This window comes from Erythrobacter sp. SN6-5, from assembly GCF_057364945.1.
The window spans coordinates 100,011-113,367 of record NZ_CP200282.1; the positions used below are offsets into that span (position 1 = coordinate 100,011).

Annotated in this window: 6 protein-coding genes; 3 read left to right on the plus strand and 3 right to left on the minus strand. The window is 54.7% G+C overall.

The genetic code is table 11. The features are described from left to right. Positions 1 to 53: 53 nt before the first annotated feature. Positions 54 to 659, minus strand: a complete 606-nt coding sequence (locus AC0V6Z_RS00505) for a hypothetical protein (RefSeq protein WP_472639501.1) — start codon at positions 657 to 659, stop codon at positions 54 to 56. Positions 660 to 992: 333 nt separating this feature from the next. Between AC0V6Z_RS00505 and AC0V6Z_RS00510 the strand changes: the two genes are divergently transcribed. Further along, complete coding sequence (locus AC0V6Z_RS00510) at positions 993 to 3,944, plus strand: TonB-dependent receptor domain-containing protein (protein ID WP_472639502.1); 2,952 nt, start codon at positions 993 to 995, stop codon at positions 3,942 to 3,944. 517 nt (positions 3,945 to 4,461) lie between these two features. Next, positions 4,462 to 7,515, plus strand: coding sequence for a TonB-dependent receptor domain-containing protein (locus AC0V6Z_RS00515; protein ID WP_472639503.1), 3,054 nt, complete (start codon positions 4,462 to 4,464; stop codon positions 7,513 to 7,515). Positions 7,516 to 7,648: 133 nt separating this feature from the next. On the opposite strand, the gene AC0V6Z_RS00520 is transcribed toward AC0V6Z_RS00515, so the two are convergent. Together AC0V6Z_RS00520 and clpB are read right to left on the minus strand one after the other, a co-directional pair. Continuing rightward, positions 7,649 to 8,200, minus strand: a complete 552-nt coding sequence (locus AC0V6Z_RS00520) for a hypothetical protein (RefSeq protein WP_472639504.1) — start codon at positions 8,198 to 8,200, stop codon at positions 7,649 to 7,651. A 101-nt stretch (positions 8,201 to 8,301) separates the two neighbouring features. Beyond that, a complete protein-coding gene (gene clpB / locus AC0V6Z_RS00525; protein ID WP_472639505.1) occupies positions 8,302 to 10,881 on the minus strand; it encodes an ATP-dependent chaperone ClpB in 2,580 nt (859 codons plus the stop codon). A gap of 169 nt (positions 10,882 to 11,050) precedes the next feature. Here clpB and AC0V6Z_RS00530 point away from each other — a divergent pair, with 169 nt between their 5' ends. Then, entirely contained in the window at positions 11,051 to 13,282 is a 2,232-nt protein-coding gene (locus AC0V6Z_RS00530) for an acylase (RefSeq protein ID WP_472639506.1), read from the plus strand. Positions 13,283 to 13,357 lie beyond the last annotated feature (75 nt).

Genomic DNA, 13,357 nt, shown 5'->3' on the forward strand with positions numbered 1-13,357 from the left:
TCTGATGGAACCATGCACCTACTGGTTGACGCTACGAAGAGTGCCAGCAGCACTCAGTTTAAGCGCCGCACTCGCACACCGAACTTTCCATTTATTTTGGCTTTAAAACTGCCAAACGCTGCCTTTTCTATGATGACCGTATCGCCTGCTTTATAACGCTGACGACCCACAACCGACTCAGTCTGAAGCCAGCGAGCGCCATCTTCGAGCTCGAAAACGTAACGACCGTTGTCGCCGCGCTTAGCGCTGACCAATGTCGTTGTAATCCTATTCACCCCCTCGTCATCATCATCGCTGCCGCCGAATATCTTCAGCGAAGGTAACCGCAGACCAAACACACCGCGTCTGGCTTCTTGAATTTGCTCTCGATCTGCAATGACCAAATCGCGTGATGCTTGTGCCTCATAGACCCGCCCAACTTCACGATCAAAACACGCCAAGCGTGCCTCAGGATCTTCTAACTCGCGACATTGAAACATGCTATCGACTATAGCTGGCGTATCGCTGCCAATCTCCGATACGTCCTGTGCCTCAACAGAGGTTCCGGCGACCATAGCCACTCCGAAAACGATAAGGGCAAAATAAGCGCGCATTGAGTTTCCTTTCAGCTTCACAATTGTCACAGCAATTCCAAAAGGCAAACAGCTAAGTGTTAGCAAGCCAATTGTGAATGTCGAAAAGTCCCATGCGATCGGCTAATTTGCGTGGTTAACTGGGCGATCGAAGCAGTGTTGCAAAGCTGCTACACCAGGATTTCAATTTCGCGAAAGCTAAGTCGGATGCTTCCCATAGCCGCGCAAAGGCTTCTACGTCGAACCTAGGCAATAGCGGGTCCCTACGTGTTCGAGTCTTTTTGAACATAAGTAGTGTGCCTTTGCCGACAAATTGGATGCGTTTTGATGCTGACACTAAGGCCAGCATCAGGGACTGGATTGCATCTTGACGTATGTGAGCCAATTTTGGCTAGCATTATCATAAGGGTATGAAACCATATGAAGATTTCCAATCAACTCCGACTGAGTGCTGGTTCGCTCGCCGTTGGATTGGCATTGGCATCGGTTCCGGCCGTTGCACAAGACGCCGAAAGCGACGACGCAGTAGCTAGTGGCGAAGATGCCGAAAACGCTATTATCGTTACCGGCTCGAGGATCTCTAATCCGAACTTGGAGCTTTCGAGCCCGGTTGCAGCGGTGACCGCAGATGAAATTGATTTGCGTCAGGCAAACGTTGTCGAGGAATTCCTTCGTGAAATTCCTGGCGTGGTCCCAAGCATCGGTGCTCAGGTTAACAATGGTAACGGCGGTTCAACATTCTTGAACCTGCGTGGTATTGGCGCGAACCGCAACATCGTTCTTTTGAACGGTACACGCGTAATCCCAGCCGGCCTCGCTGGTATTACTAACGTCGATATCATTCCATTGGCACTAATCGAACGTACAGACGTTCTGACCGGTGGTGCTGGTGCGGCTTATGGTGCCGATGCCATTGGCGGTGTTGTCAACTTCATCACCAAGAGCGACTTCCAAGGCGTTGAACTTAGCGCAACTCAAGGCATCACTGAGCAAGGTGATGGTGAAACATTCCGCATTGATGCAACCATTGGAGGCAACTTTGATGATGGACGCGGTAACGCGACACTGAGCCTCGGTTACACCAATCGTTCAGAGGTTCTGCAGGGTGGTCGAGACTTCTCAGTCTTTAACGTGAGTTCAGTAACTGGCGCGCCTGGCGGTTCTAGCACCGCTGCGCCGACGCGCATCAACGTGCCTAGCTTGGGTGGCTTCCAACAGATTTCCGAAGATGGAAGCACTTTGGTGCCGTTCGACCGGCCATTCAACTTCAACCCGTTTAACCTTTTCCAACTCCCCTTGGAGCAGTTCCGCATCTTTGGTACGGCGTCATATGAAATCACCGATGGTGTTTCATTGTATTCTGAGGGTCTGTTCACGCAGAGTACGAACACAACAGCGATTGCGCCATCAGGTTCGTTCGGTGTGAACTCGCCTTTGCCGCTCAACAATCCGTTTCTGAACGACAACATTCGTAACATCATTTGTGCTGATCAAGGCATTTCTCAAGCAGCCTGTGATGCAGCCGGTGCTACGACGTTCGGTCCAACATTAGCTGACGGTTCTGCCAACCCAGACTTCTTGGCTCCGGTAACCAACCTCGCGCGTCGCTTCGTGGAATTGGGCCCAAGGCTTAATGAGCGTCAAACGCGTGTGTTCCAGGTAAAGGTCGGCGCTCGCGGCGATATTACCGACAGCATTGAGTTTGATGTCTTCGGCGCTTATGGTGAAAGCGACCTGCGCAGTGCACAATCCGGCAACGGAACGCGTACACGTCTTGATCAGTCTATTTTCTCGGTCGATGCTAATTCTTGTATCGACCCAACTGGTGGATGTGTTCCAATCAACCTATTCGGCCCAGTAGGTTCGATCACGCCTGAGGTTGGTGCATTCTTGGATGTTGGCAACTTTGCCTCCACAGCAACAAGCCTTGGGCAGATCCAAGGTTTTGTTAGTGGCGATTTCGGTCTCACTATCCCTAGCGCTGACCAGCCTGTTAGCTTTGTGCTTGGTGCTGAATATCGCGAGTACACCGCCTTTACCGCATCAGATTTGCTTTCGCAGACACCTGGCGAAGTTCTAGGCAACGGAGCAGCAAACCCGAACCAAGGTGGCAGCTTTGACGTCTCCGAAGTGTTCGGCGAACTCATTGTTCCATTGGTCTCCGGTGCTGTCTGGGCTGAAGAGCTCAACCTCGAACTGGGCGGTCGTATTTCAGACTACTCAACAACGGGTACAGAATACACTTGGAAAGCTGGCGGTAGTTGGACTGTCATCGATGGTTTCACCGTTCGCGGTAACTACCAGCAAGTGACACGTGCACCAAATATTGGTGAGCTTTTCGCACCGCAGATCACTGGTCTGGATAACAGCTCAGAAGATCCGTGTCAGGGCAACAACCCTGTTGTGGATGCTGCTCTCCAAGCTGTTTGCTTGGCACAAGGGGCACCTGCGACCACTATTGGTAATATCATCCCAGATCCAGCTGGTCAGATCAATGTAACCACTGGTGGCAATCCAGATCTGGGAGCGGAAAATGCCGACACCTGGACCATTGGTTTCGTCATTCAGCCTGTTGCAATCCCAAGGCTTTCGATCACTTTCGATTACTACAATATCAGTATCTCTGATGCGATTAGTAACCCGACCGTTGGTGATGTGTTCGCATCTTGCTTTGGCCAAGGCTTCAGTGGCGCTGGCGGCGCCCCTAACCTGCCAGCTGGCGCTGCTACATCTGATGCTTGTACAAGCATCGGGCGTAACCCATTCAGCGGAAATCTGTTTGGCGATGTTGCCATTACTCCGGGCCTCCCGCAGGTATTGACCAACCAAGGTGCTATCGAAACAGATGGGATTGATCTTGCGGTTAACTACTCGCGTGATGTTGGTTTTGCGGATTGGAGCATCAATGTTCTTGGTAACTGGACGAACCGTTCGACCTTCAATGCCAACGCTGGCGATCCTGCCTCGCTGAATCGTGAATGTGTTGGCTTTTTCAGCACTAACTGTAACCTTGCAGGTTCTATCCAACCTGAATTTAGCTTCACTACTCGCAACACCTTACAGTTCGAAAACTTCGACCTGTCGTTGCTGTGGCGCTACATTGACTCGGTTGAAATTGAACCAGAGGTTGCAGGTAACTTCCTGCCTGAGTTTGAGAGCATCGGTGCTGAGCATTACTTCGATCTGACGGTTCGCGCGAAAGCGACCGAGAACATCGAAATCACGCTCGCTGTTCTGAACTTGTTCGACAACTCTCCAACCGTAGTTGGTAGTGACGTTGGCACCACCGCCTTTAACAGCGGTAACGTGTTCCCATCGACATATGATCCACTGGGACGTCGTTTCTCGATCACGGGACGCCTGAAATTCTGACCTTTGAATGTCAGTTAAATCAACTAAGGGGCTGGCTTTCCGGCCCCTTTTTTATTTCTGGTCAACCGAGGGTACTCAACAAATCCTTGCACACCAGAAAGCCGTAGCGCGAACTCCAATAGCACTCCTTTACTCACAAGGCGCAGGCATTCTGAATGCCTAAATCACTCATACTAAAAGATTATCTATCGATTCGATTGCCTCTGACTACCTCGGCTGAGATAGCCTCCGAAGGCACAACTGGAATGTTGCAATTCTGATACACCATAGGTTCATTTTCAAAAGACGCGATGTAAGGCTTCACATTCAAACGCAGAGCGGTCTTTACTCCGCGCAGGAATAGCCTGCTCGGATTCTTGACGTTGCAGCGTCGGATTTGAGTTAGCTACTACCTTATCGAAAGGGAGGACATCATCGCAAAGTCGCACAACGCCTAGGCGATGAGTGCTTTCCTAAAGAATGCCCATTATCGCATTCACAAAAAAGATTTGGACCAATCATAGGGGTATGAAACCAAATGAAAATTTCAACACAACTCCGGCTTAGCGCCGGATCGCTAGCCGTTGGGCTTGCGCTCGCATCGGTTCCAGCTTTAGCCCAGGATGCCGAAACTGCTGAAACAGCAGACGGCGCGGCGGAAGAAGATGGCCCAGGAATCGTGGTTACTGGTTCGCGGATTGCGCGCCCAGAAACTGAAGGTGCAGCACCGCTTATCGCAAGCATCGGCGCTGAAGAGATTGAGCAACGCTCATTCAACAACATTTCTGAAGTTCTGAACGAAATCCCTGGCTTTGGTGTCGCGGTTTCGTCGAACGGCGGCCAAGCTGGCTTCTCTGTTGGTCAGAACTTTGCGAACCTGTTTGGTCTCGGGTCACAGCGGACTTTGACACTCGTCAATGGTCGCCGCTTCGTATCGTCAAACACAGCTTCCAACTTCAGCGGTGCGGCATCCGGACTGCAAGTTGATCTTAATGTAATCCCAGTCTCACTTATTGACGGTGTTGATGTCCTAACAGTTCGCGGCGCTGCAACTTATGGTTCAGACGCGGTCGCAGGCACAATCAACTTGCGTTTGAAAGACGACTTCGAAGGCCTGGAAACAACCACTCAATATGGCCTTTTTGACGACGGTGACGGTGAAACTGTCCGCACCTCGGTAACGGTCGGCGGGAACTTCGCTGAAGATCGCGGTAACATCGCAGTTAACTTCGAATACACCGATTCCTCAGGTATTCTTGCAACTGCCCGCGACCGTACATCGGCGCAATTGTTCCGCAGCGGCGACACACTACTGGTTAATCGTCGAATTTCAGCCCTCACTCGTGGCGGTATTCCGACACAGGGCTTTACATTTGGTTCGGCTTTGCCAGCCTTTGGTGCTGGCTTTACTGGCCCCGGCGGCGGTATCGTTCAGTTTGCACCTAACGGCGATCTTGTACCGTTTGACCTCGGTGAGACGAGCGGCGCAGTCAACTCTTCGGGCGGTGACGGACTGACGCTCGCTGACACTGCGCAGATTTCTTCCGCGCTCGAACGGTTGACGCTCTTTGCGACCGGTCACTATGACCTCACTGACAACGTACGTTTCTTCTTCGAAGCGAACTATGCCGATACCAACTCTACTGAATTGGCCAACCAACCCGTCTTCCAATCACAGCTGTTTGGCGGCGACTCAGGCGGCCTCGGCATTTTGTTGAGCAACCCGTTCCTGAACGATCAGGCTCGCGGCGTACTTTTGGCACCAGGCAATCTCGCTGACGCTGGAGGTGTTCAAGTGTTGAACTTCGATACCGATGGTGACGGTGTTGATGATGACACTCAGTTCTCGCTCCAACGCGCAAGCCTCGACTTGCTCGGCGGCAACAATGCGAACTTCGGTCAACTCGACCTGTTCCGCTCAGTCTTTGGGATTGATGGAAACCTTGAGCTTGGTGGACGCGACTACGCGTATGAAGTTTCTTATTCCTACGGTCGGTCGCAATCAATTGCGACCAGCACCGCGTTGGTACAAGAAAACTTCATCAATGCAGTTGATGCAGTCGCCGATGCAGACGGCAACATTGTATGCCGTGTAACTCGCGACGGACCGGCAGCTGCCTCGACTTCTGCTAACGTTGCAAACACTCCAGAAACACCTAATGCAGTTTCAGGTTGTGTGCCGCTTAACCTCTTCGGTGACGGCGCTCCATCAGCTGCTGCGATTGACTTCGTGACGACTGGTGTGACTTCGGAATCGGTAAACACACAGCGGATCTTCAACGCCAACTTTGGTGGTTCACCGTTCGACATCTTCGACAACCCAGTGTCGTTCAATATTGGTTTTGAGAATCGTAACGAGCGGTCGCGCTTCACTCCTGATGGCTTTTTGCAAGAAGGTTTGGGTCGCGCTGTCGCGATTTCCGAAGTTGTTGGTTCGTTTGAAACCAATGAGTTCTTCGGCGAAGTCTTCGTTCCAATCATCCAACCTGAGAACGGCTCGTTCGTTTATCGCTTGGAACTTGATGCATCACTTCGTTACATCGACAACAGCCTCGCTGGCTCCGATGAAGTTTGGACCGTCGGCGGTGTGTTTGCACCAATCGAAGATGTCACCTTCCGTGGAAGCTATACCGAGTCGGTTCGCGCTCCTGCGATCACCGAACTGTTCCTGCCGGCTGTAAGTGTATTCTCATTTGCAAACGACCCATGCGATGTGGATTTCGTCAACGACGGCCCAGATCCAGCAACACGTGCAGCTAACTGTGCCTCGATCGGTATTGATACGACGACTTTCGAATCTACCATTCAAGATGCTTCGCAAGAGATTACAAGCTCGGGTAACCCGAACTTGCTCAACGAATCATCAAGGGCTTGGACGGCTGGTGTCATCCTTCAACCTCGTTTCATTCCAAACTTCAGTCTCGCCATTGATTGGGTCGATATTGAGCTGACAAATGCGATTGTAACACTAGGTTTGACCGATATTCTGGCAAGCTGCTTTGACAGCACCAACTTCCCGAACACACCCACATGTGGTCAGTTCACTCGCGATGCGACTGGTCAGATCACTGGGGCGCTGACCGGAGATTCGAACGCAGGTTCATTGAACTTTGCGGGCCTGCAAGCCACGGCGCGTTACAATTTCGATCTGAACGACGTCTTTGGTGGCGAGAGCGATCTCGGCACTATCGGGCTTGTTGGTCGTTACTTCTATCAGGATGAATCGAACCAGACGATCGTTGACTCAACCACCAACTTCAACGGTGAGACGGGTGATTTCCGTCACGAGGCGAATGCAAGCCTTACATATCGTAACGGTGGCACAACCTTCTCGCTCACGGGCGTATACTTCTCGTCATCAATATTCGACCGAGACGAAGCGCCAGAGGACATCCAAGACTTCGACCGTCTTAGCGATTACCTCCTGATCAACACCACAATCCGCCATGAGATTGATGAACGAATTACAGTTCGTTTCACAATCGACAACCTTTTCGAAGAAGAGGCTCCGTTCCCATCGGCTGCGACTAATACCTTCAACGCAGGCATTCTTGGCCGCCGTTACACGGTCGGATTTACGGGCCGTTTCTGATAAGGGGACCCACGACAAAATAGAAAAGGGGCGGGAATTACTCCCGCCCCTTTTTTGCTCATCTTCTAGTGAGAAAAATAGGCAGCCTATTTCTTACAAAACCGCCCAAAATCTCTCTCGCCAGACTATCCGATCATTCTACACGGCGCATTCTCAACCATGGATTGTTACGGATCTTAACCAGAAAGCTCCCCAAAGAGGCACGCTTAATCAAGACTGTATCATCTACCCGAGGGCTTCTCGACAAACTGCGGCTGTCGGTCTGCTCCCAAATCGATCCATTGCTCAAGCGGATACGCCACTTGCCTCGACCAAACTGCCGAGAAGACACTATTGATGTGCTTACCTCATTGATATTTTGGGCCTCTTGGTCGTCGCCGCCAAAGAGTTTAATCTTCGGAAGATTGAAACCAAACAATCCCTTGCGGGCTTCTTTAACATCCTCGCGATCTGCAATGATCAGCTCGTTGTCCGCTTCGGCTTTGTCCAAAGCATCAACTCTGGCGTCATAGCAAGCCACCCGTTCTTCAATGGTTTCAATCTGTCGGCAATCAAGCAATTGAGAGAAAATCTCGGGTCGGTCAGTATCCAATTCTGGTTGCTGCTGTGACCAAGCAGGAGAAGCTTGAAATGCCAAAACTGCGCCGCAGGCAAGCGCCGCCGCTTTCACTAAGAGATTTTCCATAAAGGTCGCTTTCAAAGAAGGTCTGACAAGAAGTGGTGATGCTAACAGCGGTAGCCGCATGCATCAAACATCGCTTCCTTTTGCATACACTCAGCCCGCCCCTAACTCTCGACGTCCATCTTCAGCTCCCCGTCGCCTTCGTCGATCTTCACCGTCGAGCCATCGGGTACGCCGCCTTCCAGCAGCTTTTCAGCCAGTGGATCCTGCAGATAGCGCTGCACCGCGCGCTTCAATGGCCGCGCGCCATAGACCGGATCATAACCCACACGGCCCAGCCAGCGCAGCGCCGCCTCGGTCAGATCAAGTTCGATCTTGCGGTCCTTAAGCAGCTTTTGCACGCGCTTCACCTGGATCGCGACAATCGGCGCCATGTGCTCCATCGCGAGGCGGTGGAACAGGATAATCTCATCCAGCCGGTTGAGGAACTCTGGGCGGAAATGCCCGCGCACCACATCCATCACCTCATTTTCGACATCGGCCACCTTACCATCGTCGGGGAGGTTGGAGAGGAACTGACTGCCCAGGTTTGAGGTGAGGATGATCAGCGTGTTCGCAAAGTCGACCACGCGGCCTTGCCCATCGGTCAGGCGGCCATCGTCGAGCACTTGCAGCAGCACGTTGAAGACATCGGTGTGCGCTTTTTCGACCTCGTCGAACAGCACCACCTGATAGGGCTGGCGCCGCACCGCCTCGGTCAGCACCCCGCCCTCGTCATAGCCGACATAGCCGGGAGGCGCGCCGATCAGCCGGGCGACGGAATGCTTCTCCATAAACTCACTCATATCGATGCGGACCAGCGCTTGATCATCATCGAATAGGAATTCAGCGAGCGCCTTGGTCAGCTCGGTCTTGCCGACGCCGGTTGGGCCGAGGAACAGGAATGAGCCAAGCGGGCGGCCCGGGTCTTGCAGGCCGGCACGCGCGCGGCGCACGGCCTTGGAGACGGCGACAATCGCATCGGACTGCCCGATCACGCGCTTGCCAATGATCTCTTCCATCTGCAGCAGCTTGTCGCGCTCGCCTTCCATCATCCGTTCCATCGGGATGCCGGTCCAGCGGGCCACAACGCCTGCAATGTCCTCTTCGGTCACCTCTTCGCGCAGCAGCGCGTCTTCATTGAGGTCTTCGGCCTCTTCCAGGCGCTTCTCCAGCTCGGGGATCTTGCCGTAGGAAAGCTCACCGGCCTTGGCGAGATCGCCGACCCGCTGGGCCTGCTCCAACTCTAGCCGGGCGGCATCAAGCTCTTCCTTGATCTTGCCTTCAGCCTGGATCTTATCGCGCTCATTCTGCCAACGTGTGGTCAGCTCCGCGCTCTCCTGCTCCAGATTGGCCAGCTCTTCCCGCAAAGCGACCAGCCGGTCCTTGGAATTGGCATCGCCTTCTTTTTCAAGCGCGCTTTCCTCGATCTTCAACTGGATGATCCGGCGATCAAGCTCGTCGATCTCCTCCGGCTTGCTCTCCACCTCCATACGGATGCGGCTCGCGGCCTCATCCATCAGGTCAATCGCCTTGTCGGGCAGGAAACGGTTCTGGATATAACGGTTCGATAGCTGCGCCGAAGCAACCAGCGCACCGTCGGTAATCCGCACGCCGTGGTGCAGTTCATATTTCTCTTTCAGCCCGCGCAGGATGCTGATCGTGTCCTCAACGCTCGGCTCATCGATATAGACCATCTGAAAGCGCCGCTGCAGCGCCGGATCTTTCTCGACATATTTCTGATACTCATCAAGCGTGGTCGCACCGATGCAATGCAGCTCGCCGCGCGATAGGGCAGGCTTCAGGAGGTTGGAGGCATCCATACTGCCTTCACTTGCACCCGCCCCGATCAGAGTGTGCATCTCGTCAATGAACAGGATGATCTGCCCATCGGCGTTCTTCACTTCGTCGAGCACAGATTTCAGCCGCTCTTCAAACTCGCCGCGATATTTCGCGCCCGCGATCAGCGCCCCCATATCGAGCGACATCAGCGTGCGGCCCTTCAGGCTGTCCGGTACATCACCATTGGCGATGCGCAGCGCTAGGCCTTCTGCAATCGCAGTTTTGCCCGTGCCGGGTTCGCCGATCAGCGCCGGGTTGTTCTTGGTCCGCCGCGCCAGGATCTGAATCGTCCGGCGAATTTCCTCGTCCCGGCCAATCACCGGATCCAGCTTACCATCGCGCGCCGCCTGGGTCAGATCGCGGGCGAATTTCTCCATCGCATCGTAAGAGCTTTCCGCATTCGCGCTGTCGGCTTTGCGTCCGCCGCGCAGCTGGTCAATGGCGGAATTGAGGCTTTGCGGGGTCACGCTTGCGGCCTTCATCGCCTCACCAGCGGCACCCGATGCGAGTGACAGGGCGACCAGCAGCATTTCGACCGTCACATAGCTGTCCCCGGCCTTCTCTGCGATCTGCTCCGCATTATCGAGCACGCGCACAGTGTCATTGTCGAGACCAGGGGTCTGCTGAGCGCCGCCGCCGGTCACAACCGGGATCTTGCCCAGCCCCTCATCGACCTGGCTGACCGCCAGGCCAGCCTCACCGCCCGCACGCTGGATCAATCCTGCTGCCATGCCCTCTTCGTCTTCGAGCAACGCCTTCAGCAGGTGCAGCGGCGTAATCCGCTGATGGTTCATGCGGATCGCAACAGTCTGCGCGCTTTGCAAAAAACCCTTGGCCCGGTCGGTGAATTTTTCGAGATTCATAAAAGACCCCTCATTCAAAAAATAGCTGCCCTCAAAAGAGGTGTATTACTAGACTAGGTGGGTTCCCACCGGCGCTTTGCAAGTCCTGTATGCGACACCGCTTCGCAGTTGACCTTGTCTGGCATGCGGGCGATGCTGGGGCAAATATTGTCCCGGGAGAGGCACGTCGATGAAATGGTTTAAGCGCAGCGGGGCGACGCTGCTGGTATTGCTGATCGCGGGCTTTATTGGATTGGCGACGTGGGAGCCGTTTTTTGCCACCTCCGCTGAGGCTCCGGAAAAGAACCAATACAGCGCCGAGATCATTCGCGACGAATTTGGCGTGCCGAAGATTTACGGCAAGACCGATGCCGATGTCGCCTTTGGTGTGGCGATTGCTCAGGCAGAAGATGACTTTTTCACACTGCAGGATGTCGCGGCTATGTCTCGCGGACGCTACGGCGCGATTGCGGGCGAGGAAGGCGCGCAGTTCGACTTTGCTTATCACCTGCTCGATGCCCGCGGCACGGCGGACCGGCACTATGACGCTTTGCCAGCGGACACTCGCGCCTTGTTTGAGGCCTACGCTACCGGCCTCAACCAATATGCGGCGGACAATCCCGGCGAGGTGAAGCTAGCAAATCTGTTTCCTATGAACGGCAAGGATGTGGCCGCCGGATTTGCCCTGCGCCAACCGTTTTTCTTTGGGCTGGGCAATGTGATCGGGCCGCTGGTGGCTGGTGAAGAGCTGCGCCGCGAGTTTGGCCCCGACATTCCCGGCTTTCCCCGCGCGCCCGGACCAAGCAATGATGCACCGGGAGAGGCGCAAGCTGAGAGCGAACAGGCCTCCTACCGACCTCACCCTTTGCCCGCCGCGGGCGATGATGCCGGATTGCTGGGGTCCAACGCCTTTGCCGTAACGCCGGACAAGTCGGGCGGGCCGACAACACTGATCTCGAACTCGCACCAACCGCTGCGCGGCGGGGTCGCGTGGTACGAACTGACAGTGGAGAGCGAGGAAGGTTGGCATTTCACCGGGGCCAATTTCCCCGGATCGCCCTTCCCATTCCTTGGCCATAACCGGCACCTTGGCTGGACCAATACGGTCAATCGCCCGGACATGACCGACATTTACGAGCTGACACTGGACGAGAGCGGCACGCGCTACCAGCTTGATGGCGAATGGCGCGATCTGGAAAGCAAGACCGTGACCCTGCCGGTAAGGCTGGGCCCGATCACCCTGCCTGTGCGCCGTACGGTGCATCGCAGCGTCCATGGCCCGGTTATCATCAATGACAAGGGCGCCTTTGCGATCCGCTATGGCGCGATGGACAGCCTTGATCAGCTCGATGCCTATTACCGCCTCAACAAGACCACCAATCTGGAGGAATGGCAGGCGCAAATGGCGCGAATGGACATTCCCAGCACCAATTTCATCTATGCCGATAAGGCGGGTAACATCGCCTATGTCTACAATGCGGCGATCCCGGACCGGCCAGAGCTGGATGAGGTAGAGGCCAATTGGCGCGGCGTTCTGCCCGGCAATCGCAGCGATCTAATCTGGGAAGGAACGGTGAGCTATGAGGAACTGCCCAAGCTGATAAACCCCGCGTCCGGATGGCTCTATAACTCCAACAACGAGCCCTTCACTGCGGCGGGCGCTGGCAGCGACCTCGATCCGGCGGATTTCTCGCCCGTTCTGGGTGTCGAGCGAAAGCAGACCAACCGCTCGCGCCGCGCGTGGATGCTCTTGTCTGAGGCGGGCGTGCTCGATCGCGAAAACCTAGAGCGGATAAAATATGACGTGACCTATGAGCGCGCTGGCTATGTCGCGGATTTGTGGGATGCCTTGGAGGCGCTCGATCCGGCGGGCGACGCCGACCTTGCCGAAGCGCGCGATCTGCTGCTCAGCTGGGATTTCACCGCCGACAGCGAAGGCCCGGCCGACGCGCTCGCTCTGCTGATGATCCGAGAATATATGTCGGCCGAATATCAGAACAAAAACGACGCGCCCGACCCGCGCGAATTCCTGCTAGAAAAGCGTGCGCACCTGATGGAGCACTTTGGCCGGATCGATCCGCCCATGTCAGAGCTGCTGCGGCTGCGCCAAGGGGATGTTGATCTACCGCTCGATGGCGGGTCCGACACTTTGCGCGCCTCCACCACCTGGCAGGTAGATGATGACGGTCGATTGTCTCTGGTTCACGGCGACAGCTTTATCCAATGGGTTGAGTGGCCAACCGATGGCGGGCGGGTGTTTTCACGCTCGATCCAACAGTTCGGCGCGGCCATCACCCGGCCAGACAGCCCACATTACACCGATCAGATGCAATTGTTCGTCGATCATCAGTTGAAGCCGGTGTATTTCTGGCGCGACGACGTGATCGCCAACGCCGCCCGGCGATATACCGTTAGCAATTGAGCGCAATCATGCTTATTTGGCGACTATTCAAAATGATCGGGTCAAAACGATCAGGTTAAAACCATAAAGCCAATT

Bases quoted from the DNA above. Each gene is read 5' to 3' on its own strand.
- AC0V6Z_RS00510 (WP_472639502.1), top strand. From the start codon at position 993: ATGAAGATTTCCAATCAACTCCGACTGAGTGCTGGTTCGCTCGCCGTT.
- AC0V6Z_RS00515 (WP_472639503.1), top strand. From the start codon at position 4,462: ATGAAAATTTCAACACAACTCCGGCTTAGCGCCGGATCGCTAGCCGTT.
- AC0V6Z_RS00520 (WP_472639504.1), bottom strand. From the start codon at position 8,200: ATGGAAAATCTCTTAGTGAAAGCGGCGGCGCTTGCCTGCGGCGCAGTT.
- clpB (WP_472639505.1), bottom strand. From the start codon at position 10,881: ATGAATCTCGAAAAATTCACCGACCGGGCCAAGGGTTTTTTGCAAAGC.
- AC0V6Z_RS00530 (WP_472639506.1), top strand. From the start codon at position 11,051: ATGAAATGGTTTAAGCGCAGCGGGGCGACGCTGCTGGTATTGCTGATC.